Annotated in this window: 20 protein-coding genes; 1 reads left to right on the top strand and 19 read right to left on the bottom strand. The window is 37.1% G+C overall.

Features of this window, described 5'->3' with window-relative positions; genetic code table 11:
• Positions 1 to 60 precede the first annotated feature (60 nt).
• A complete protein-coding gene (locus KO502_RS15430; RefSeq protein ID WP_216023463.1) occupies positions 61 to 2,610 on the bottom strand; it encodes a glycoside hydrolase family 2 TIM barrel-domain containing protein in 2,550 nt (849 codons plus the stop codon).
• A 465-nt stretch (positions 2,611 to 3,075) separates the two neighbouring features.
• Here KO502_RS15430 and KO502_RS15425 point away from each other — a divergent pair, with 465 nt between their 5' ends.
• Entirely contained in the window at positions 3,076 to 5,520 is a 2,445-nt protein-coding gene (locus tag KO502_RS15425) for a hypothetical protein (RefSeq protein WP_354668342.1), read from the top strand.
• 442 nt (positions 5,521 to 5,962) lie between these two features.
• On the opposite strand, the gene KO502_RS15420 is transcribed toward KO502_RS15425, so the two are convergent.
• The 18 genes from KO502_RS15420 to KO502_RS15335 form a co-directional block, all read right to left on the bottom strand.
• Positions 5,963 to 6,937, bottom strand: coding sequence for a transposase (locus KO502_RS15420; protein WP_216023462.1), 975 nt, complete (start codon positions 6,935 to 6,937; stop codon positions 5,963 to 5,965).
• 229 nt (positions 6,938 to 7,166) lie between these two features.
• On the bottom strand, positions 7,167 to 7,628 hold the full coding sequence (locus KO502_RS15415) for a hypothetical protein (RefSeq protein WP_216023461.1): 462 nt from the start codon (positions 7,626 to 7,628) through the stop codon (positions 7,167 to 7,169).
• A 60-nt stretch (positions 7,629 to 7,688) separates the two neighbouring features.
• Positions 7,689 to 8,531: an RHS repeat-associated core domain-containing protein gene (locus KO502_RS15410; RefSeq protein ID WP_216023460.1), complete on the bottom strand. Its 843-nt coding sequence runs from the start codon at positions 8,529 to 8,531 to the stop codon at positions 7,689 to 7,691.
• 68 nt (positions 8,532 to 8,599) lie between these two features.
• Positions 8,600 to 8,935, bottom strand: a complete 336-nt coding sequence (locus KO502_RS17145; RefSeq protein ID WP_252730795.1) for an RHS repeat-associated core domain-containing protein — start codon at positions 8,933 to 8,935, stop codon at positions 8,600 to 8,602.
• A gap of 205 nt (positions 8,936 to 9,140) precedes the next feature.
• Positions 9,141 to 9,428 (bottom strand): hypothetical protein, encoded by a 288-nt coding sequence (locus KO502_RS15400; RefSeq protein ID WP_216023459.1) that lies wholly within the window; start codon positions 9,426 to 9,428, stop codon positions 9,141 to 9,143.
• Positions 9,429 to 9,854 (bottom strand): HYD1 signature containing ADP-ribosyltransferase family protein, encoded by a 426-nt coding sequence (locus KO502_RS17270; protein WP_216023458.1) that lies wholly within the window; start codon positions 9,852 to 9,854, stop codon positions 9,429 to 9,431.
• 166 nt (positions 9,855 to 10,020) lie between these two features.
• Positions 10,021 to 10,680, bottom strand: coding sequence for a hypothetical protein (locus KO502_RS15390; protein ID WP_216023457.1), 660 nt, complete (start codon positions 10,678 to 10,680; stop codon positions 10,021 to 10,023).
• A gap of 113 nt (positions 10,681 to 10,793) precedes the next feature.
• The gene (locus KO502_RS15385) at positions 10,794 to 11,156 is read right to left on the bottom strand and encodes an Imm8 family immunity protein (protein ID WP_216023456.1); all 363 of its coding nucleotides are present in this window, start codon (positions 11,154 to 11,156) and stop codon (positions 10,794 to 10,796) included.
• A gap of 217 nt (positions 11,157 to 11,373) precedes the next feature.
• A complete protein-coding gene (locus KO502_RS15380) occupies positions 11,374 to 13,653 on the bottom strand; it encodes an FdhF/YdeP family oxidoreductase (RefSeq protein ID WP_216023455.1) in 2,280 nt (759 codons plus the stop codon).
• Positions 13,654 to 13,664: 11 nt separating this feature from the next.
• Positions 13,665 to 14,423, bottom strand: a complete 759-nt coding sequence (gene fdhD / locus KO502_RS15375) for a formate dehydrogenase accessory sulfurtransferase FdhD (protein ID WP_216023454.1) — start codon at positions 14,421 to 14,423, stop codon at positions 13,665 to 13,667.
• Between the two features lie 91 nt (positions 14,424 to 14,514).
• Entirely contained in the window at positions 14,515 to 15,300 is a 786-nt protein-coding gene (locus tag KO502_RS15370) for a ThuA domain-containing protein (RefSeq protein WP_354668341.1), read from the bottom strand.
• A 65-nt stretch (positions 15,301 to 15,365) separates the two neighbouring features.
• Entirely contained in the window at positions 15,366 to 17,057 is a 1,692-nt protein-coding gene (locus tag KO502_RS15365) for a GMC family oxidoreductase (RefSeq protein ID WP_216023453.1), read from the bottom strand.
• Positions 17,058 to 17,103: 46 nt separating this feature from the next.
• The gene (locus tag KO502_RS15360) at positions 17,104 to 17,631 is read right to left on the bottom strand and encodes a gluconate 2-dehydrogenase subunit 3 family protein (protein ID WP_216023452.1); all 528 of its coding nucleotides are present in this window, start codon (positions 17,629 to 17,631) and stop codon (positions 17,104 to 17,106) included.
• A gap of 312 nt (positions 17,632 to 17,943) precedes the next feature.
• Positions 17,944 to 18,162, bottom strand: coding sequence for an ASPIC/UnbV domain-containing protein (locus KO502_RS15355; RefSeq protein WP_216023451.1), 219 nt, complete (start codon positions 18,160 to 18,162; stop codon positions 17,944 to 17,946).
• A complete protein-coding gene (locus tag KO502_RS15350) occupies positions 18,101 to 18,433 on the bottom strand; it encodes a VCBS repeat-containing protein (protein WP_216023450.1) in 333 nt (110 codons plus the stop codon). Before KO502_RS15350 ends, KO502_RS15355 begins: the two co-directional genes overlap by 62 nt.
• Positions 18,390 to 18,581 carry a hypothetical protein gene (locus tag KO502_RS15345; protein WP_216023449.1) on the bottom strand — a complete coding sequence of 64 codons (192 nt, stop codon included), beginning with the start codon at positions 18,579 to 18,581 and terminating at the stop codon, positions 18,390 to 18,392. Before KO502_RS15345 ends, KO502_RS15350 begins: the two co-directional genes overlap by 44 nt.
• Positions 18,582 to 18,599: 18 nt before the next feature.
• Positions 18,600 to 18,920 (bottom strand): hypothetical protein, encoded by a 321-nt coding sequence (locus KO502_RS15340; protein WP_216023448.1) that lies wholly within the window; start codon positions 18,918 to 18,920, stop codon positions 18,600 to 18,602.
• Positions 18,921 to 19,222: 302 nt separating this feature from the next.
• On the bottom strand, positions 19,223 to 23,536 hold the full coding sequence (locus KO502_RS15335) for an FG-GAP-like repeat-containing protein (RefSeq protein ID WP_216023447.1): 4,314 nt from the start codon (positions 23,534 to 23,536) through the stop codon (positions 19,223 to 19,225).
• Positions 23,537 to 23,973 lie beyond the last annotated feature (437 nt).

The following is a 23,973-nucleotide window of genomic DNA, read 5'->3' as shown; positions in this document are numbered from 1 at the left end:
ATCACTTCATTAGTTCGATTGGTATTAGCCAAAGCAGTTAATATAATAACCTAACAACTATTATTCAGTTACCTTAATAACCTCAGTGTTACTTATAACATTTGCCGACTTAGCAAATACCGTGATTTCGCCTATATCCTTTCCTTGTAAAATAAGTAAGGCTTGCCCTTTTGAGGTTGTAATGCGGTTTGATTGAAACTCTTGTACATTATCAGGAGCGCCATTATCAACACCTAAAATCTTAGCAGGACCTTTAACTACAAACTCAATATCAGCATCTAAAAATGTAATTGGGTTTTGTTTATCATCAACTAATTGTACAACTAAATGTACAACGTCATTATAATTTGTCGTAATTTGCGACTTATCAATAGTTAAATCAATACCATTAAATACGCCTGCTGTACGCAAAGTATCTTCTGCTTTACAGTCGCCTATACCTTTTACCATTAAATCACCCGGTTGGTATGTAACCGACCATTTCAAAATATGATCTGGTGCATCTTTTAGGTACGCAATACCTTGCGACTTATTATTTACAAAAAGCTCCGCAGCGCTACAGTTTGTATAAGCTTCAACAGCAATTAAATCTTTGTCTTGGTATTGCCAATAGTTATTTACATCGTGCCAAAACCAAACATAGGTTTTCCACGCATCTGGGTTGCGCGCCACAATATTATTATCGACCACTTCATAAGGTGACTTTTCCATGAGTTGTGTCGTTAAATAAATACTAGGCTGCTCACTCCATAATGACTTCATCATATGGTATGAAGGTTTTTCAAATCCGGCTAAATCTAACATACCACTTGCTGTTGCTTTAACAGGCCATTTATTGTGGCTTTCGCCCATATAATCAATACCTGTCCATAAGAAAGTTCCACCAATAAAGTCGCGATCTTCAACAGCTTTCCATTCATGCCATTGCACAACATTCTCTGTTCCCATGATCATTTTATCGGGAAATAAGCGATGTCCGTAATCATAAATAACACGACGATAACTGTAACCAATAACATCAAGCGCATCTGTATATCCGGTGATATGACTTACCGATGGTAAAATTAAATTTGCCGTCACCGGACGGGTTAAATCTAACTCTTTCACCCAGCCAGATAGCTTTTTGGCCGTTTTAGCTAAAACATATTCACCTTCTTCACTTTCATGAAATCGTTTAACTATTTCTTCAGGGCTAATAAATGGCGGGTTAAAAAAGTAATTACCATTAGCGTTCATATCAAAATAACCTGTCGCTTTAGGATAACGAGGGTATGTCCACTCAATTTCGTTACCTATGCTCCACATTATGATTGATGGATGATTACGATCACGTTTAACCGAAGCGACGAGATCTTTTTTGCCATCTTTTTGGAAGTATTCTGTATAACCTCGACTAATATAGTCTTCATGTCTTTCTTGTTGATTTAAACGCTTATCTTTAGGGTTGTCATATTCATCGAATATTTCTGCTTGAACCAAAAAGCCCATTTCATCACACAAATCCAAAAATGCTGCTGATGCTGGGTTATGTGCAGTACGAATAGCATTTACTCCGGCATCTTTCAGTATTTCTAAACGGCGTCGCCAAACGTCATTTGGCACTGCTGCGCCAACTAAACCAGCATCATGATGTAAATTCACACCTTTAATTTTTAATGCTTTTCCATTTAAAGAAAAACCAGTATTTGCATCAAACTCAATCTCACGAATACCAAAAGGAGTAATATATTCATCAACTACGTTACCTGAAGTTAATTCGCTTAGCTTACTAACCGCTTTATATAGGTAAGGTGAATCAATATCCCATTTATTAGGAGACTTCACTATTAATTGCTGAGTTAGCACTTGGTTTGAATTTTTTTCAAGTACCGAGGTACTATCCATTGTTGCAACAATTTCTCCAGCTGCATTCACAATGTCTGTTGTTAATGTAAAATCACGCGCGATAGTTGCGTCATTATTTATCTCAATAGCAATATCAACAGTTGCTTGAGTATTAGATATTTCAGGGGTCGTGACATAAGTTCCCCATACAGGAATATAAAGCGAATTAGTTGAGATAAAACTCACATCACGATATATACCAGAGCCAGTATACCAACGACTATCAATATAGCGTGAACGATCAACACGAATAGCGATGACATTCTCTTGCCCTTCTGGATTTAAATCATTAGTAACGTCAAAATAAAAAGGAGAATAACCGTAATGCTGTTCACCTAATGATTTGCCATTGATCCAAATTTCAGCATTATTATAGATACCATCAAAATGAATAAAGTGTTTTTGCTGATCTGAAACGGGCGTTGTAAAGTGTTTTCTATACCAAGCAACACCACCAGGTAAATAACCTGTAGCGCCATCAGTATTCTCTTGGGTAAACGCAAATTCAACGCTCCAATCATGTGGAACATTAACATTGCGCCAAGCGTTATCTTCATACCCAAATTGATTAAACGATTTATCATCATCAAGATTGAACAACCAATCCTTATTAAAATTGTTTTCTACACGACTTATATTACTGGCATCATGGCGTGAATCAGAACTATCTTTTTCAACAGGTGTTGGAATACAACCACTTAAAGCTCCAATTGAAATTCCAATCATAATACATAGCGTTATAATTTTTGAATGAATAGTTTTAATCTTTATTATTCTGGAATAAGTGACTTTTAAAGCCGCCCTTAAAACCTCTTTAGTACTGACTATATTACTCATGTTTTTTTACTTCTAGTTAGTGAACTTAAAAACATAGTAAACAATAAATTGTTAACCATCTATAGTGTTTATATAAAAATATTTATTACTGAGTCGATCTTTTTTAGTTAGAGGAAGTTATTTTTGGAAATTATGATTTACTCGTCAGCAGTAAAAGCAGCTAAATTAAAAATCATATGGATATAAGAATAGGATAAATTGACGACTCTAAATCGATGAAGTACTCCTTCGTTCAAAATCTATCCAAATACCTTTACTGAATAAGCCCTCGTAAATAAAGAAAACAAACCTTCTATTGTTAACAATATACTGTTAACATGATTTAGTCATCTTATGAACATTTGAGGTATTAACGTGATAACAAAATTTAAAAAAAACAAGTTAACTTATTCATTATTAATGATTCCATTCGCATTAACCGTTGCAAGTTGTGGTGGTGGAAGCAGCGAAGGTTCGAGTGAGCCATCTCCAGACAATCCTGATATAGTAGTAGATACTACACCGAACGCCTTTAGCTTTACTGGCGTTAGTGATACACAATTGAATACCGTTGTTTCTTCTAATGAAATAACTGTAGCGGGGATCAATTCAGAGACTAGTATTAGTATTACCTCCGGTGAATACTCACTGAATGGTGCAGACTATACTGCAGCCACTGCTACTGTAAGTAATGGTGACAAGGTTAAAGTTAGAGTTACTAGCTCAACATTAGGCTTAACACCAACTAGCGCGAAATTAACTATCGGTGGCGTAACTTCTACCTTCACTGTTACGACACAAAGTACAACACCTGATACAGGCATTCAGGTGGATATCAATTTTAATACCAAACATAGTGTTGGTGGAATTGACACATTCGACCGTCAAAAGTTTATTACTATTCACGCTTCTCCTCTTGAAAATGACTGGGGTGAAAATGATAGTTTCTCACAAAATGCCGCGAATAAAGATCCCGATTTAATGGTTAACTTTATGACGGATAACGACGTTTATTTTGGTCGTGATACAGGCTCAATTGGTTGGGCACTGAGAAATTTAACAGAAGACACTGCAAAACCAGGTTTTATTGACGAAGCATCAATTCCTGCTGCCGCAAATGGCATTAAATGGGCGTACGGTACAAGTACCGCTAAAAAAAGTACTGACGCACGTTTACCACAAATTAAAGCCCGAAGTCTTGATATGATTGAAGGTGGTCAGCAATTCCCTTACTGGTCAGAAGATGCGGATCATTCTAATATAAATCCATTCCCTGCTTCAACGCCATGGAAGTTCTCGCAAACTGATACCGCAGCTGAACCTTTTGGTACAGCTACAGGTCATTATTTCGGACAATACCTGTCTAACTTTTTTAGAGATAACGATACTGAAGATTGGAAACCTAAGCCTAAGTATTTTGAAATAATGAATGAACCATTGTTTGAATTAACAACAATTCGTAATCCAGGTGATGATAATTATGTCACACCACAACAAGTATTTGATTTTCATAGTACTACCGCAAAAGAGATTCGAAAAGTTGCTAAAAATGATGACATTGCCGTAGGTGGTTACACGGTAGCTTTCCCTGATTTTGATAAAGATAACTTTCAGCGCTGGCATGATAGAGATAAATTATTTATCGATAGCATAGGCGCAGAAATGGATTTTTATTCAATTCATCTATATGACTTCCCATGTTTTAGTAACTCTGAAAGATATCGTTCAGGTAGTAACATGGAAGCAACTTTAGATATGATGGAAAATTATAGCCATATCGCTGTTGGCGAAATGAAACCATACGTTATCTCTGAATACGGTGCTGCAAATCATTGTGAAAGAAGCGTTGGTTGGACTGATAAAAAAGATACGTTAGTGCTTAGAGCAACAAACAAAATGCTAATGAGCTTCTTAGAACGTCCAGATACTATTGCTAAAACTATTCCATTTATTGTAGTTAAAGCTGAATGGGGAAGAACAACTCAAAATGGTGAATCAATTCCTTACGGTCCTCGTTTGATGATTCAAGAGTTTGAGCGTACTGGTGTAAGTAGCCAAACTGATTGGACATATTCTAACTTAGTTTTATTTTACAATTTATGGTCAGAAGTTAATGGTACACGTGTAGATACCGTATCATCTGATTTAGATATTCAGGTTGATGCCTATGTTGATGGTAGTGAAGCTTATGTTATTTTAAATAATTTAGAATTTGATGAAGCTGAAGTTAACCTAAATGCGCTAGGCCTTGATACTGCAAATATTACTGCGATAAATATTAAACACTTAAAAACTGACGGCTGGGTATCAAAAATTGATGAAACAAACCCTGACACTTTACCTGAAGCAATAACTATTGACGGTGAAGGCACTATCGTAATGAAAGTGACTTACAACAGTGATATTGCTATTGATAACACCAGTAACGAAGTTAAGTATTACTCTAATGATTTTAAACAAGCCATTGATGCTAATACTACTATTACCTTCAACATTAATGATGTGGTAGTAGGTGCTAACGGTGAAGCAACATTACGCTTAGGTATAGGCCGTGATCATGGTAAATCTTTACAACCTATTGTAACGGTTAACTCTACTCAAGTTGCTGTTCCTAGTGACTTCAAAGGCTATGACCAAAAACAAGGTGATGTAATGAAGGGACGCGATAATTACTTCGGTGTTATTGAAATACCTGTACCACTTACCGCACTTGAAGCAAGTAACGTAATAACGATTGAATTCCCTGATGCGGGCGGTTTTGTTACTACAGCGGCATTACAAGTATTTACTACAAGTGCTGCTTTAACTAGAACGAAGTAAACACATTAGCAATAATGAGTAGGTAATACCTACGAATAAAAAACTCCCGACCTTAAGGCGGCTAATCATTTAATTAGTCGCCTTTTTTATATCTATACCCGTTCCACTTGAAGATGCTCGTTTCAGGAAGTCTGAGCGATTCATAACCAAGGCACATTTATTTATTAAGGGTTATTCCCTTAAAAATAAATGTAACGCTGGGTATGATTTGCTCAGCCTTCCCAAAGGCTGGTTTAGAAACGCTTTAGGCGTTTCTAATTCCAGCTGAATCCTGCATCTTCAAGTGGAGCGGGTATACAATACTACTAACGATAGTCACATCAGCAACATTTTCCTATAAAAAGTTAAATCAAATTTCACTCTTGGAAATACGTTCTATATTTTTCAAAAATAAAGCTGATTACCATTTATTTTAATAATATCTTTGACTTATGTTTTAATCTTAAACTAAAAGTTGATTACAGCGGTTTAAATTGCTTCGTCGTTTTAGATGTTGATGTGCATAAAATTGGTCTAATTCAATTTCACGCCCTACAGCACCATGAAATTGTTTAGTGAAGCTCTTTGTTAGGGTTAACCAGTTCTCAGGACTTATTGCGAGCCGAGTTAAAATATTTGGTAAGTGTTGCTCTATGTAACCAGCTTTATCTTCTCTTATGCACTTACCTGTTAATTCAATAAGTTGTAAGTAATCAATTAACTCAAAAGGCAACCCCTGCGGCATATCTTTTCTGGGATTACCTACAAAACGGATTAATAACTTAGGCTGTTGCTGCGCTTTAGCGCTATTAATACGTTGTTGAACACTGGTGTAATCTGATGTTTCAGGTGTTTTGGCTATATCCGCTCGAATAGGGTTTAAGTCAACATACGCCATACACGCTGCCAGGGCTGCCTCATCAAGCAAAGCTTGAGATTTAAAGCGGCCCTCCCAAAATCGACCTGTGCAATCATCCTCACGGTTAGCATCACGTGCTATTTTTTCATTTAAGTTACCGATAAACCAACTGATTTTCATTAAGCGTTTGCGGTATACTTCCGTTGTAACCTTAACCATATCAAGCATTGGCGCTATTAACTTCTCGCCTCGGCAATATTGCTGGGTAAGTAAAGTGCCTTTATACAAGGTGTGCCAACGGGTTAACACTTCATCCATAGACCATGTTTTTGCTTGCTCTTCATCTATACGTAGCACCACATGATAGTGATTATTCATCACGGCATAAGCACAAACATCAATAGCAAATACTTCACCAAGTTTAAGTAACTTTTCTGCAACCCATGCACGTCTGTGCTCAAAACTCTGACCTGTAAAATTATCTTCACCACATAAAAAAGCCCTACGTACACAGCGTGAAATGCAGTGATAGTAAGGCGTATCTTGTAAATTCACTTGTCTTTTTCTTGCAGTCGCCATTATAAAACCCCCTTCCTTGAGTTGTTATTTAACCATAGGAGAGAGGCTTGGATTTAGCAATTACAAGTGAGTGTCATCTATAACTATAGTATTTTCAATGTGATGTCGGGTATTTTATTGTCTCTTTTTGGAAAGGGGCATATAGTTCTGTTGATGCTCCTTTGGCTTCAAAAGCAGTCAAAATAAAGCCCCGAAAGGGGCTTTGGATTCAATAAAAACGGTGTTGTTATTATTTAAGTCTCATATCTATAGTTATAGAGTTAGATTCTATTTTCCCATACCATAAGTTTTCTTCACTACGACTCCCTTCCAATACCTCATAAACTACGTGTACTTTATAAATATCATTCTTTAAAGCGTAAGGATTTTTCAAATCAATAACTTGTTCAAAACTAGATTTTGGGTCCATTGCAACGAAATCCGCAGGAGTTGTGACGTATCTAATCTCTTTACCAAAAAAACGCATTCTTTCACCTTTGGAATTTAATATCACAAAACGAATATAATAATTTTCTAAAATAAACTTCAAAGGCATAATATGAACTTTTTCTGTATTATTGGAAATTCGTAGCTTCACAACCGATGAGTCAACCTCAGTGGTTTCAAGCTCTATATCCATCGATTTAACAGAAATACTAAATATTAAAATCCAAAATAATAGCGAGCTTTTTAATACATTAATAACCTTCATGAAACTTACCTTCTATATTTTTATAAGTGAAACCCATAAATAGATATGGGCTTTATTAAGCTATTTACATCCACTTCCTTTGCCTGAACAGTTGGTAAAACCACCAGCACCACCACCTTTAGCCGTTCCATTATTTGACTTTCTTGCTGCTTCAGCACGACTTTGAACAACCCCCCCATACACTTCTATTTCATATGCTGTTCCTTCTTCACCATCATAAGTTTTAGTGCTTTGGTCTTCAAAATAATGTGTTGCCTCATGTTCGATGACTCTATCAAGCATCCCTTTAGCTCCCTCTAGTCCATTTTCAAAATCAGCAAAAAGGGAGTTATCTATAGTTATATGCTGTGAATTTTCACCTGGTGTAAAATAACCCCAAGCTTTTTCAGATTTAAAAGTTTCAGCTCCTTTAACCCCTAATCCTTTATTTGGATTAAAAGCTTGCATAACCTTTAATGGGCTTGCATATCCATATGTTTTAAAAGCGGCTATTTTTTTCGTACTAGTTATAGTTTTATTATTTACATAGGCAGCAGCCTTAGGATATGCCTTTGCAGTTACTGCATCTACACTTAATTTCCCATCAGGATCGACATACTTATAAGGATTATTATTTGCGTATGCATAACGATTAAAGCTATGTATATCACGGAATCCTATAGGATCATTGCTATAAAAACGACCTATGACTGGATCATAGTATCGTGCCTGCATATAACTTAACCCTAAGTCAGTATCAAACTTATGACCTGTATACCCTACATCATCTTTCGGTGTTCCAATAGCCTCACCAAAGTCACGATAGTGCGAACGTGTTGATTGTGGCGACGCACTAACCCCAGTACCTTCTTTGGCAACCAGCCTATTCCCCAGATAGATATAGTTATAAATTAAAAAGGACACTCACCTTAAATTTATAAGTGAGTGTCCTTTATATTTCTTTGGATTTAGCAATTATAAGTGAGTGTCATCTATAATTTTTTATAATCTTTGAGTGCTAATTGATATCCCTTAACATCTCCTGTTAGTGCTGCCCTCATGGTTTTTGCATCTAAAGTCATTTTAGCGCCAACTCTGACTAGAGATTTACTTCCAATTGCATTACCCACGGCTTTCATCAGAGGTGCTAATTGGCGTGACATTATGCTGTCAGGCTTTCTTCCATCAGGATCCGTATATTTGTAAGGATTGTTGTTTGCATAAGCATATCGATTGAAGCCATGAACAACTGAATTATGCCTAGTAGAGTCAACCGGATCATTCGAGTAAAAACGACCTATGACTGGATCATAGTATCGTGCCTGCATATAAAGTAATCGTGATTACGAACCACTGCGTTCAGGTTAAAATTTTAATATATACAGTAAGTTATTAGTATAGATGAATTTGATAAAGTCATAAAAAGCCCGACTTCGATATAGAATCGAAATCAGGCCTTGTTAGCCGCTTAGAAATGAGGCCAACTTTATGGGGTCACTTCAAATTGCTAGGCTTTAGATTCAATTGGATTACTTATTTCTTGTGACTCCAATAGTCTAGCTTATCCATGACATGCTCAAGTAAACCTGTTTCATCATCAAACATTTCTTTACTGAGTGGAGAAGATAGAATCTCCCTAACATCCGCTAGTTGGCTTAACATGTCTTTGTCTTGAATAAACTTTAAAATCTCTTCCGCTAAATCGGTTTCGCTATGATCTACAGATGCCATTGCAATAGAATTCAGGGAAACGACCAACAAGTTAATCGTCTTCAAAACTTCCAACACTTCTTTTTTAGAGTAATAAATAGTGTCACTCATTTAATTGTTCCTGTGTTTAACTTCTGGTTTATCTAGCTTAACGTTGCCTTTGATGGTCATTTCTTTTTTGCCTGTTAATGGGTTTTTAACCATTTCAATGTTATCCGCAGGTACGTCAGTTTCAACATAACTGTTGCCTTTACCTTCCTTGATCTTGTGTTTGGCTTCAGCTTTTTTAGGAGATAATGCTTTTTTGCTCGCGCTCTCCACATAAACTCTACCATTGTCTTTTGCGACAATTTCTCCGCTATCCATTATCTTATTTGCAGATGATTTATTTGTATAATGCCTAACTCTTACCGTTGTCCCTAGTCCAGTGGCTCCGGGGATAAATAACCCTGCTACATTGGCTCCTAGAGAAGCCGAGTTAACTGAGTTGACACCGTTTATTGCCATATCACCTAAGTCATATGCAATTAAGGCCACATCAATTATAAAAAATTAAAAAGGACACTCACCTTAAATTTATAACTGAGTGTCCTTTATATTTCTTTTTAAGCCTAGCTCAACACGGTGAGTTATTCAATTAGAGTGCCTGTCCTTGTTATCACTTGTTATCTTGTTATCTTCATTTATTTTTTTGATTTGCCTTTTATTTGTTATTAAGCATTACCCCTAAATGCATCACTTCTTTAGAATCAAAGCTTATCTTTACGCTATGATTCAAACCTGTGTCTAGGCTAGTAAAGTGTACAACGACATCATCATTACTGTTTTCCATCGAAATAATTTTCAATTCACTATCTTTTAATAGGTTCTTATATTCTTCTTTGGCAATTAATGTATACCCGCTGGAATCTAGAAACATTAAAGCTCGAAATGCTTGTGCTATATTTGTATCTCTTATTCCCGCATCGACTAGAAATGAAGCGCTAACTTCAGAATATTTTAAACAATCACTCAAACTTTCATTAATTGCAATTAATTGTTGCTCTCTAGCATTTAAGATGAAAAATTCTGAATTAATATTTTTGTTGGTTTTAAAAGCTTGAACTAAGTTATAGATGCAAAATTTAGTTTTGCCATCATCATAGGACCTATTAATATCCATAACAAAGTTAGCGTCATAAGATAGCACTGTACCATCCATATAGTGCTTTTCTCCCCACATAGCAGCAACCTGATGAGGTCTCTTTAAAACAACTTCAGATATAGTTAGTAACTCATCATTTGACATAGGTTCAAACTTAGAAGTTGCATTAGAGTCTTGAACAGTAAAAATAAATAATAAAACTATAAAACGGGCAATCATTTTGAAACTCCATAGGTATTAAAAATTAAAAAGGACACTCACCTTAAATTTATAAGTGAGTGTCCTTTATATTTCTTTGGATTTAGCAATTATAAGTGAGTGTCATCTATAATTTATTCAAGTGAATAATCCTCATACTCCCACTGAAAATATCGCTGGAGTGCAATACAACTTTCTTCCCAACTGCTTTTAGAGCAAGTTTCAATTATATCTAAGATTAACTTACTAACTAACTCATAACTATATTCACTAATAACAATAGTTCTATTTATAACCAAGTACGGTTCGCTCCGATTTTTTTTTATAGACTCTATAGTGGCTAAAGTAACATAAAAAAGATGACCAGATTGATTTTCATCCGGAAAATCAACTTTAATGTCTAAACAAATATAAACATCATCATTCGAAATAGGCTGCCAATTCTTTACATCTACTTCAGAAGAACAAATAGAACTAACGACTAATTTTTTTTTCATAAGGCCTCTTTTTATTAATACTTAATGAACATCAAGATGGACATTAGACGTAGGCGTTCCATCTCGTGCAGATTTAATTTGAAAATTAACTACTTGACCTAAAAAGGACACTCACCTTAAATTCATCAGTGAGTGTCCTTTATATGCTACACACAAAAATTATACTTGTTCTCATGTCGTTCAAATCTAAGCGGCCACTTCTTTATATGAAATGTTATTATAATTTTTCCAACGTAATAGGAATAGATTTTGACGTTGGTGTTCCACAATCTTCGGCAATACTTTCTAACGGAACTAAAGGGTTAGTTTCTGGGTAATAAGCGGCAATACATCCCGATGGAATATCATATTCTATTACTTTAAAGTGGCTAACTGAGCGTATTACAGTATCATTCGACACTGTCGTTATTTTAACAAAATCACCGGCAATCAAATTAAGTTTAGCCATATCATCGGCATTGATAAAAATTACTTTTCGTTCACCGTAAACGCCTCGATAACGATCATCCATTCCGTATATGCTGGTGTTATATTGATCATGTGAACGTAAAGTTTGCAAAGTAAACACTAAACCTTTAGTTTTATCTTTAGCGATTTCATGCACTAACTGTTCGGGTAATTCAGCCGCTGAAAACATCGCTTTATTCGCTGGCGTTTGCCATTGACGCTCCGCAGCTGCATTTTGTAAGTAGAAACCACGACCGGCTTCTATTCTTGTGTTGTAGTTCTCAAAATCAGGAAGAACCGCACTAATTTCATCTCTGATCAGAGCATAATCGCTAGCAAGTTTTAGCCAATTTACCACCTTGTCTCCTACCGATGCCGATGCCATGCCAGCAATAATAGCCGTTTCTGAGCGTAGAAGTTCTGATGCTGGTTCATTTTGACCTTTTGAACTGTGTACCATGCTCATTGAATCTTCAACGGTAATACATTGCTCTCCGTTTGTTTGACGATCAATTTCAGTACGCCCTAAGCAAGGTAGAATTAACGCTTTTTTTCCCGTCATTAAATGGCTACGGTTCAATTTAGTACTAATTTGTACGGTTAAGTCACACTTTTGTATGGCTTGATAAGTACGATTAGTGTCAGGGGTTGCTGCAGCAAAATTACCGCCTAGTGCAATAAACACTTTAGCCTTTTCTGATAACATGGCTTGAATTGACTCAACCGTGTTAAATCCTGCATTACGAGGAGCAGTAAAAGAATAGCGTTTTTCTAACGAATCAAGAAATTCTATCGATGGCTTTTCATTTATACCTACTGTGCGATTACCCTGGACGTTTGAGTGCCCGCGCACCGGACAAGCACCAGCACCTTTTTTACCAATATTACCTCTTAACATTAATACATTAACAAGCTCACGTACCGTTGCTACAGAATGATGGTGTTGGGTTATACCCATTGCCCAAGTAAAGATGACATTCTTGCTGTTGATATATATTTCTGCTATTTGCTCAATTTCAGCGCGAGTTAAACTAGACTGCTCGATTATTTTATCCCAAGTGGTTAGTTCTACGCTGTGTTTATAGCCTTCAAAGTCGTCACAATGTTCATTAATGAAATCCATATCAAGTGCTGACTTATCGTCTTCAAATCGCTCAAGTAAACATTTAGCAACACCGCGTAATAACGCCATATCGCCACCTAAACGAGGTGTAAAGTAATAACCGCTGATCTTTGTTCCCGTAAAAAGAATCATTTCTTTCGGGCTTTGCGGATCAGTAAACTTTTGTAAACCACGCTCTTTTAAGTTGTTGATAGAAACAATAGTTGCACCGCGTTTACTGGCTTCTCGTAACGTACCTAGCATACGTGGATGATTAGTACCTGGGTTTTGACCAAAAACAAAAATAGCATCAGCGTGCTCAAAATCATCCATGGTTACTGTGCCTTTTCCGGTACCTATGCTTTGAGTCATACCTACACCAGAAGCTTCATGACACATATTTGAGCAATCAGGAAAATTATTTGTTCCTAATACACGACCAAATAACTGGTATAAATAAGCAACTTCATTACTCGCCCGACCAGAGGTATAAAGCAATGCTTCATTAGGTGAAGATAGGTTTTTAAGGTGATTAGCAATAACGTTAAAGGCTTGTTCCCAGCTAATAGGTTGGTAATGATCATTTTCACCGTTATAAAACATAGGCTCTGTTAATCGCCCACTTTTTTCGAGTGAATGATCGTCCCATGTTTTGAGTTCAGTAATAGCGTGTTGTTTGAAAAAATTAGCATCTACACGCTTACTTGTTGCCTCCCATGCTATTGCTTTAACGCCATTTTCGCAAAAATCTATTTTTCCTGCTTTATTAGAATCTCCCCAAGCACAACCAGGACAATCAAAACCTCCAGGTTGGTTAGCTCTTAACAAAGCTTTAACACTTTGCACTGAGTTTTCACTTTGCATGAGATGTTTAGCTGAGCTTTTTAATGCTCCCCAGCCGCCAGCAGGTGATGAATATACTGAATTTTTTACATTTTTGTTAGACATAACATTTCTCTTTAAGCAAAACGCTTTAATTGACCATACTGGAAACAAAAAAGCGCTAGGCCTGTTTCTCGCGCTGATCTAACCGCTAAATCGGTGGGTTGTGACAGTGTTACTAAGGTTGATAAGTGTAAACGAGCTGCCTTCGCAATTAAATCATGGCTACATCGACTCGTTATTATTGCGAAACCTTGATTCATGACTTGTTGCTCTTTTGATAGGAAGCCAAGTAATTTATCTAATGCTGAGTGGCGACCAACATCTTCTCTAAATGCAATAATATTCCCAACTAAATCAAAATAAGCAGCACAATGATTACCTCTTATGCCTCCGGATTTTTTCAATATGTCAGGTAAAGCAGATTTCGCTTGCATAATAACATCTTCTGTTGGCAAGCTACTTTCGGTAGGTGAGATAGTATTTTTAGCGTAATTTAACGCCATTGCAGCTTCTAATGAATCAATACCACATAAGCCACAACCACTTGGCCCCGCCATACTACGACGCCGTTGCTTTAATTTATATTGTGTTCGCGCTAAGACCTGAAGATCAACTTGCCATCCACACTCATGTGAATGTACTACAATATTCAATACTTCACTAACCGCAGTGATTAAACCTTCACTTAACACAAAGCCCAAAGCAAAATCTTTTAAATGTGTCGGCGATGCCATCATCACCGCATGGCTAATGCCATTAATACTAATTGACACCGCGGCTTCATGAAGGGTTGCCTGGTGAAGATCGTTTTCAATGTGCTCTGTTATGGACATAATCTAGTTTGCTTGTGTCATACTTAATTATAATAAACCTATACTCTAGATTTTAGACTCTCGAGTATAGGTAGTAGATCAATTAATAATGCTACAAACCTTTACCCGTAGCAGCCCAATATATACCACCATATAGGTGTGATAAAAAGAAAGGCTCCAAATAAGCTTCTCCTAAATGCCCAAGGCCGGTATAAAATGAACGACCGCCATCGTATTCTTGATACCAAGCCATAGGGTGAAAATCGCCCATCCCCTCTACTTTCAAGTCGCCCCATGCGGCAGCTGGTTCATACGAGCTTTCATCAACGGTTAATATATATTTTAGGTTTTTGGTGTGTGCATCGCCATAATGGTAATATTCCTCTGTCCATAAAAACCGTTCGGGTAATTGCGCAGAACCAGGAAAATTATCAGTTACTACATCAACATTAGCCGTTTGAATAGTTGGATGAATAATAAAGGTTCTTCCTACAAGGGCTTTAAACCAAGGCCAATCATGCTCAGTATCAGCAGCGGAATGTACGCCAACAAAGCCTTTACCTTGCTTTATAAAGTCTTCAAAGGCTTTTTGCTGTTGCTCATTTAATACATCACCACTAGTTAATAAAAATATCACTACATCGTAATTGGCAAGCTTTTCTTTAGTGAAATAATTTGCATCTTCTTGCCAATCAACATTGAAATGATGGGATTTAGCTAGGCCTCTAATTGCTGTAACACCTTCTAAAACACTGCCATGATGCCAACCACCTGTTTTGGTAAACAATAAAGCATTAAATTGTTTAGCGGCTAATGGTGTAATATTCATACCTAAAAGTAATGCTGCGATGATAAATAAGTTTTTAACTTTTACACCACTGTTAACACAAAATTTCACATGTAATCCTTAGTTAGCTGAGCTGAGCTTTAATTAACAACAGAGCTTTAATTAAATAGTTTTAATTAGATAGTCTTAGCTGAAAGCTGTTTATCCGCATAATCAACCGCTCGACTTGTAAATGCCATAAAGGTAATCGAAGGATTAACACAAGATACAGACGAAAACGCAGCGCCATCAGTCACAAATAAATTAGACACCTCATGACATTGATTCCATTTATTCAAATAAGATGTTTTTACATCATTCCCCATACAAGCGCCCCCCATTTCATGAATCGCGCCACCTGGTGGAGCTTCACCTTCAAAACCTTTAATATTTTCTAGGCCTGCAGCAGTTAACATTTCTACCGCAGTGTCTGACATATCTTTTATCATAGCTTTTTCATTCGCTTTAATCTCAACATCAGTCACTAATAGTGGCATTCCCCATTTATCTTTTTTGCTTTCATGTAGATAAACTCTATTATCATAATCAGGCAACGACTCACCAAACCCCCAGAGAGTAAAATACCAATTCCCAGGTTGCCTTACTCGGGCTTTAAACGACTCACCTATGCCTTTGCCATTTTTAGCCCATTGCCAACCCGCACGAGAAGCTCCACATTGAAAACCATAACCTCTTTTAAAGCTTTCTTCTTGCTTATTAATATTTCTAAAGCGAGGAATATAAACACCGCCAGGACGACGACCTTTATAATAATTTTCAAGGTAGCCAGGTACCATGCCAGAAGCCCCCCCACCACCGCAATGATCCATAATATAACGGCCTAAAATATCATGACGATTACCAATGCCATTAGGAAATGTTTTTGACGTAGAATTTAATAAAATTTGTACTGACGCGAGTGTCGAAGCGCACATGAAGACCACTTTAGCGAACACTTCTACCGTTTCATTCGTTAGCATGTCAACATAACGTACACCACTGGCTTTACCTGTTTTTTCATCATAAATGACAGATTGCACTTGGGCATTTGCTGTTAAGGTTAAGTTGCCTGTACTTTCTGCTGCAGGCAACGCTGCAGAGTTAGACGAGTAATATGCACCAAAAGAACAGCCTCTTGGGCATTCACTGCGTGCCTGACATTGAGCTCTTCCCAATGCTAAGTGCTCTTCAGTTGGTTGAGTCAGATGTGCAACACGAGCTGGTATGAAGTGACGATCTGGAAATGCTGTTTCTATTTTTTTCTTCATATCGCGTTCAACAACATTTAACGGCAATGCAGGAAGAAACTTACCATCAGGTAATACTTTTAAATTTTCATAGCTGCCAGAAATACCAACAAAAGGTTCGACTTTATCATACCAAGGAGCAATGTCTTCATAGCGAACAGGCCAATCGATACCATGACCATCTAATTTATTAGATTGAAAATCAAGCGCTGACCAACGGTAACTTTGTCTTCCCCAAATTAATGACTTACCACCAATGGTTGAACTACGATACCAAATAAATGGCTTTTTTTGCACGTATGGATGGTCTTGATCATTAATTAAATGATGGCGTGTAAAATCATTATAGATATACACATCTTTTTGGATCTCTTGAGTTGCTTTAATTTCATCGGGTACTTCACCACGAAAAGGCATTTCCCAAGGAGCTTTGCCTTCAGTTTTATATTCTCGATGTTTAACCATTTCACCGCGATCAAGTACAAGCGTTTTATAACCTTTTTCACAAAATTCTTTAGCTGCATAACCACCTGACATACCCGAGCCAACAACAATGACATCAAATGTATTTTTACTCTTCATATTTATTCCTTAACACTAAAACTTAGTTATAGCTTTAGCAAAACTCTTAATACCAAACGCGACCAACATCTTTAAGCTTCATTTCTTTATAGGGTCCGGGCACAGGGTCATATTTCAATGCTTGAGTAGCACCGACTTCTGAACTGTAATAGCCGATAACGATAAGTTGCTTAAGTTTTTTATAGGCAGGGTTTTCTTGCGGGGTGTATAAATTATCATCTAACGCTTGTATTACCGCAGTTTGCTCTACTTTAGGTAAAGCAATAAAGGCGGAGTTAGATTGATATAGTGTTTCAATTCCCGCTAATAATTTGGTACGTTGCTCCAAATTTAAAAATTCATGCAGATAAAAATCGATATAGGATGTTACACCCGCTTGGCTGGCCGATGGTGTCTCGGTTTCAGGAATGATAATATCCGCAATGCTTGAAATAGCACTCGCTTGATGTTTTGTTAATCTACTTTTAGTGTCACCAGTAAAAGCCAGTGCGCTGTTGATTGCTAAAGTATCGAGTGAGGCGATACTACAACCAAGTAATACCGATAAGCTAGCGAGAAATTTTCTTCTGTTCATAATTCAGGGGCTATTTGTTTGCTTTATTATTATTCTATTAGACTATACCAATGCCCATCAATGTCAACAAACGATTGTATATTGTAAACAATATACACATTAAAAATAAACAACTTTAAACATAAACCATTCAAATATAGATACGCTATATAAAGATAACGTATCTACAAGTAATCAGTTGAGTGTGATATTTTTTACACACTCCTTACTGAGTTCTTACTGAGTTCTTACTGAATTAGCGATAAAAGTTATAACATCTTGATCATTAACCGTAGTAATACTGTTACTACTTGAAGTCGGTAGTAATTGCCGTTAGACGCCCGGCTCATCGGTGCTTACCGTACTATTTGCATTAATATCCGTTAATAGTACTGATTTACCATTTCGCCATTTAACTTCGACAGAAGTAATTTTCGTTGCGTTACCTAAACCAAAGTGAACGGTGCCTATAATGCCTGCTGAAAATACTTCACCCGCTGAAGCAACACGCTTTTGATATACCGCACCTGATTCTAAAGTAACGATAAACAAACAAGTCATTCCAACCATCGTTATTAAAGTCGCCATGCGTTACGCCCCAATGATCGCCACCTTTAGGTAAATTCCATTCAGCACTTGTATCAACAAATTTGTTACCTTGATTAATTAACACAATATCTTGACCATTACGGTTATTAGGTTGCCAATCAAAATTAACGTCGGTTAAGTTATCTAAGGTAAATGAAACATTCCAGTAAATGTTTTGGTCACGTACCCATTCAGCTTTCCATTGGCCATCGCCCGTATAACCTATATAAGCCATTAACACTTCTGTCTTCAGGCCAACCTGTTGCGTTAGTTTGGGTAATGATTAATGTTTCATCCGCATCAGTCATTTCAGCTGGAAGTTGAACGGGTTGGAAGCCATCTGCTTTGACAACATGTCGTGCTTTATCTTTACCTAAAAACACAGGGTAGTTACCATTCCATTAGCGATAAGTTAACCCTAAATCTGATAAAATCACGTCCCCTTCTGCCGAAAAATCAATTAAAGTTGTGCCTTTTTCACCATCATCATGAATGTTGAGTGAGCCACTGGTTGGATTGAAGTCGATTGACTTCCTAGATAATTGGTAATGAGTTTTACCAAAAGCGAAGTATAAATCTAATTTACCGTAGTTATTAAGATCAACATCAGTAACAGCATTAATACCCCAAACATACTGTAATGCTTCTGGTAAATGTGTTTCAGTGACATTAGTAAAGGTAAAATCACCATTACCTTGCCATAACGTTAAAAGCGAATACATCACAAGATCGTCGGTAAAATAAGCAAGGCAAATTTCGCGTCAATAGCTGGTTTATTGCGAGTAAATTTAACGATGAAAGTAAAGAAAATAGCTGCTAGAGAAAGATTTATTAAACCGAGATCAGGTTAATTAGTAAATAAAAAACAAAAAAAATGCCACTTCAAATGAAGCAGCATTTTGCATTATTTATTAAAATCACTGATAAAACTTACTTTGCAGAGTTACTTATAAGGGGGATTTATAAGTCTTACTTTTCAAAATAGCTTATCAAAGTGTATATCAATTATATTTAACACTTTATCTTACGGTAGTACTTGAGTAATAGATAAGTTATCAACATAAACATCTAGCTCTAATGTATCTGAGAATGCAGGTCTAAATACCTTATAACCAACAACATAATTACCTACTGGTAAAGTATGAGTTGTGCTGATAGTTTGCCATGCTCCACCAACTTTTCTTTGCCATAGCTTATAAGTATCTGAATTTTGCGGTGCACCTGCCGGACGAATTGACGCTTCAATTACGTAATCCGTACCTGATGATAAGTTAGCGCCAAATACGTCAGAATCAAACTTATAGCTTCCTTCGCTGGTCACTTCAAACTCAACGCCGGTTAACACAAAGTTTTGTTGCGCGCTATTAGTATAAGAAAACTTAATACTTTGAGCGCCATCTTTAGCCTGTTCATCGCTAAAGGTCACTAGGCTTGATAAGTCAGTTGCATAATCATCCACAGTATAAGCATACCAATCACTAATAGAGCCTCCTTCAGCATTTGCGCTACCACAACCAAGTAAATTATTAGCATCACATGTATCAACCTGAGCTCCTGCAACAATGTTTAGCGGCCAAAGCCCTTTATCTATTGATTTACCGTCAGCGGTTGTAAATTTAGCAAATAAGAAGTAGAAATTCCCTTCATCTAACTCTGAAGTTAATTTAACATTAGTTAAATCAAAGGTAACGGAAGCACTACCAGATTCTGTAGCGGCTACTGATGTATCGTCAGAAGTAATATCGTTAACAACACCCCATGCAGAGTTCATTTCTCGTAAAAAGAATTTCATTCCTGCTTCATTAACCACTTGAGCAGAGCCAGCATGATAGTTAACAGTTACTTCAAACAAATCATCAGCGTAAATATCACCGGTGTACTTTCCATCATCATCATAAGCAATAGATATAGCGGAGAACTCGTCAACGAAAATGTCAACAGTATCTGTAACCGTTTCGTTATTCTCGCCACTTATTACACTAGCCGTAATAGTAGCGTTACCTACAGAAACATTAGACACTAAGCCAGTTTCATCTACTGTAGCGATTGATTCATTACTACTTGACCAGATTACTTCTTGATTATCAGCATTGCCAGGTACAACATCTGCAGTTAACTGGGTTTGTTGGCCCACATAAAATGCTTCGTTATCACCTGAGATAGTGACATCAGTGGCGTACACAATTTCATAATCCCCCACAGTAATAACCACCTGAGCTGATACATTATTATCTACTGTTGAGGTAACGGTAATAGTGACATCACCATCAGTAACACCTGTTACAACACCTTGCTCATTAACAGTAGCGATACTGTTATCACTAGAAGTCCATTGAACACTTGGTACGGCATTTAATGGCGTGAATGTTGGTGTTAATGACAGGCTTTCGTTAGGGCGTACCTTGGTCGTTGATGCATCTAAATCGATAGCAGCTGGCGTTGGGCTACTCGCATCATCAGTGGTTACTATGCCGTTTGCGTTAACACCCGTTAATAACACTGACTCACCATTGCGCCATTTAACCTCTACAGAGGTGATGTTAATCGCCTGACCTAAGCCAAAGTGAACGGTATCTATAATACCTGCTGAAAATACTTCACCCGCTGAAGCAACACGTTTTTTATATACATCACCAGATTCTAACGTCACGATAATCTGTGCAGACATAGCATCTATGTTATGTAATGGGCTGTAGCCAACATCAACTAATAAGTAATTATTACTATTAGCTTTGTCATTTTTCCATAAGTACCAATGCCCACCTTCTTCACTGCCGCTTAACATATCAACAGCGCCGTCTTTGTCGAAATCAAACGCTTGCCCCATATCGCCATGGCCGTTGTCATTAACATCCATTGCGCCATGCATGTGCGTGGTTATAAAGCTACCTTCGCCAGTATTAAGTAGTAGTAAATCAGTAATGCGCTCTTTCAAAAAGCCATAACGATAAACAAACAAGTCATTCCAACCATCGTTGTTAAAGTCACCATGCGTTACGCCCCAATGATCACCACCTTTTGGTAAATCCCAGTCATCGCTTACATCAACAAACTTATCACCTTGGTTAACTAACAAAATATCTTGACCGTTACGGTTATTAGGAACCCAATCAATGTTAACGTCAGTTAAGGTGTCTAGCGTGAATGAAACATTCCAGTAGATGTCTTGATCACGTACCCACTCAGCTTTCCATTGGCCATCGCCTGTATGACCTATGTATAAACCATTAACAGATCTATCTTCTGGCCAGCCCACCGCGCTCGCTTGCGTAATAGTTAATGTTTCTTCTGCATTTACCATTTCAGCTGGTAGTTGGTTTGGTTGAAAACCATCAGCCTTAACAACGTGGCGGTCTTTTGCCGAACCTAAAAAGATAGGGTAATTACCATCCCACTGACGATAAGTTAAACCGAGATCTGATAGCGTAACGTCACCGTCCGCAGCAAAATTAATTAAGGTTGTGCCTGTTTCACCATCATCATGAATGTTGAGTGAGCCACTGGTTGGATTGAAGTCGATTGACTTCCTAGATAATTGGTAATGAGTTTTACCAAAAGCGAAGTATAAATCTAATTTACCGTCGTTATTAAGATCAACATCAGTAACAGCATTAATACCCCAAACATACTGTAATGCTTCTGGTAAATGTGTTTCAGTGACATTAGTAAAGGTAAAATCACCGTTACCTTGCCATAACGTTAAAGGCGAATACATCACAAGATCGTCAATTTGATCACCGTTAAAGTCAGTCATTAATATACGTTCTGAATTTTGACTTTCTAAGCCCGCTACGCGAACAGGAGTAAATGTTCCATCTCCCATATTGCGATAAAACAACTGAATAGGGCCATCGTCGTTAGGCGTTTTAGCATTAACTAACATAATGTCTAAATCACCATCGGAATCAAAATCTGACCATCTTGGTGCTCTTCCTCGCGCTGGCGTAGTAATACCTGACTCAACAGCAACATTTTCGAATGTACCTGCATTATTTTTAAGTAGTGCATAAGATGTTGGGCTAGTGCCATTTGCGCCACCCAAGGCAACCATAATATCTAAATCGCCATCATTGTCGTAATCAGCTAACGATGCACCATGAAAATCTTGAGAGTTAGGAAACAGTCGCTCAATAGTGACTGTATTATTGCCGTTGTTGGTGACTAATTGCGGAGGAATATAATTATGGTTAATTGTTATAAAGTCGTAATGTCCGTCATTATTAACATCACCAACGGCTGGGCCACCATATTTCAACGTATCTTCGGTGATTAATCCCATGCTTTCTGAAATATCAGTAAAGTTAACTAGTTGCTCAGCAGCACTAGCAATGTTAACTGAATTTAATGTGATATCAGTACTGCGACCAACAAACGTTAACTCTTGGTTTCCAGTTTGTGGAAATGTTACTAATATTTTTAATACACTATTACCTTCGCTTGGCACGTCAAGGTTATCTATTAGTAATGTTTCACCAGAAAAAAGACTTAAACTTGCGTAGTTTTGTTCAATAGCTAAATCTAAGGTGATTAACTTTTGTAATCCGCCAGTAATATTTACCGTTTGTTTAAAGCTATTAATATTAGTGATTACAGTGGGAAGTGAAGTTAAACTAATATTCGTATCACCAGTATCACCGCCGCCAGTATCGCCACCGCCAGTATCACCGCCGCCAGTATCACCGCCGCCAGTATCGTCGTTATGTGGTGTGTAGTTATTTAATATGGTGATATCAATACCACGTTCGTTTAACACACTTTCAATATGCGCTAAGGCGGCTTCAACGTCTACTATGGTATAATTTGGCGCAGCTGCTGAAAGTTCTGTTTCAAAATCTTGCTGCTCTGCCGAAAAGTTAATTGTTGAATTGAGAGCTAAATCTGAAGCTATTTCGATGCCATTTGTTGGATCGTTATCTAAATCAAGTGTTTGTAATAATCGAGCAATATTCACCGCAATAATAGATTGCATATCAATATCATCGTTTGCAGCTTTAGCAATATCAATAGGCGTAATTACGCTACCTGCAGTAACTTCTGGTAAAACGAGGTCACCAATAAAAAACGTTATTTTTTCGCCGGGAAGATAAGTAAATTCCCCTGATGCAGAAGTTTTTCCACTGTTGCTATTAGTTTTATAATCTATGTTTATAACAGGTGAATCAATAAACACACCTGTTTCATAAGATGCTTGTGTTGGCTCTTGCGTATCATCGTCATCGGAACATGCGGAAAGTGTAGTTAGTGCTGCAAGTAGCAGCGTTTTATACAATCCCTTCTTAGTCTGTGTTGAATACTTAGTAGTATTCCCCCCTTTTATGCCTATATTGTTTATTCTCATATTATTCATACCTTTTTATTGTTAACAATATACAGTGAACAATCAAGTTATCACTTCCATCAAGAAAGATCTATATAGGGTTGAATTAATAAGTATGAACGAGAAGTATTGATAATATAACAGGGGGAATTGCAATTAAAAATAGTCATCCGTCTGATTTATAAGGAAATAACCATTAATAAATCAGACGTCTTTACTATTATTTCCTTAGTTATTCTGAAACAAACATATTCCAGGTACTTAGGTATATACCCGTTCCTCTTGAAGATGTTCGTTTCAGGAAGTCTGAGCGATTCATAACCAAGGCACTTTTTTTTATCAAGGGTTGTTCCCTTAAAAAGAAATGTAACGCAGGGTATGATTTGCTCAGTCTTCCCCAAGGGCTGGCTTAGAACCGCTTTATGCCGCTTTATTGATTTTGAGAATGAACAACCATT

The sequence above is a fragment of the Colwellia sp. E2M01 genome (assembly GCF_018860585.1).
Taxonomy (GTDB): Bacteria; Pseudomonadota; Gammaproteobacteria; order Enterobacterales; family Alteromonadaceae; genus Colwellia.
The sequence above is the reverse complement of the archived record's forward strand: the minus strand, read 5'-3'. Positions and strand labels throughout refer to the sequence as shown.

Bases quoted from the DNA above. Each gene is read 5' to 3' on its own strand.
- KO502_RS15430 (WP_216023463.1), bottom strand. From the start codon at position 2,610: ATGATTGGAATTTCAATTGGAGCTTTAAGTGGTTGTATTCCAACACCT.
- KO502_RS15420 (WP_216023462.1), bottom strand. From the start codon at position 6,937: ATGGCGACTGCAAGAAAAAGACAAGTGAATTTACAAGATACGCCTTAC.
- KO502_RS15415 (WP_216023461.1), bottom strand. From the start codon at position 7,628: ATGAAGGTTATTAATGTATTAAAAAGCTCGCTATTATTTTGGATTTTA.
- KO502_RS17145 (WP_252730795.1), bottom strand. From the start codon at position 8,935: ATGCAGGCACGATACTATGATCCAGTCATAGGTCGTTTTTACTCGAAT.
- KO502_RS15400 (WP_216023459.1), bottom strand. From the start codon at position 9,428: ATGAGTGACACTATTTATTACTCTAAAAAAGAAGTGTTGGAAGTTTTG.
- KO502_RS15390 (WP_216023457.1), bottom strand. From the start codon at position 10,680: ATGATTGCCCGTTTTATAGTTTTATTATTTATTTTTACTGTTCAAGAC.
- KO502_RS15385 (WP_216023456.1), bottom strand. From the start codon at position 11,156: ATGAAAAAAAAATTAGTCGTTAGTTCTATTTGTTCTTCTGAAGTAGAT.
- KO502_RS15380 (WP_216023455.1), bottom strand. From the start codon at position 13,653: ATGTCTAACAAAAATGTAAAAAATTCAGTATATTCATCACCTGCTGGC.
- fdhD (WP_216023454.1), bottom strand. From the start codon at position 14,423: ATGTCCATAACAGAGCACATTGAAAACGATCTTCACCAGGCAACCCTT.
- KO502_RS15365 (WP_216023453.1), bottom strand. From the start codon at position 17,057: ATGAAGAGTAAAAATACATTTGATGTCATTGTTGTTGGCTCGGGTATG.
- KO502_RS15360 (WP_216023452.1), bottom strand. From the start codon at position 17,631: ATGAACAGAAGAAAATTTCTCGCTAGCTTATCGGTATTACTTGGTTGT.
- KO502_RS15350 (WP_216023450.1), bottom strand. From the start codon at position 18,433: ATGGCTTATATAGGTTATACGGGCGATGGCCAATGGAAAGCTGAATGG.
- KO502_RS15340 (WP_216023448.1), bottom strand. From the start codon at position 18,920: ATGTATTCGCTTTTAACGTTATGGCAAGGTAATGGTGATTTTACCTTT.
- KO502_RS15335 (WP_216023447.1), bottom strand. From the start codon at position 23,536: ATGAGAATAAACAATATAGGCATAAAAGGGGGGAATACTACTAAGTAT.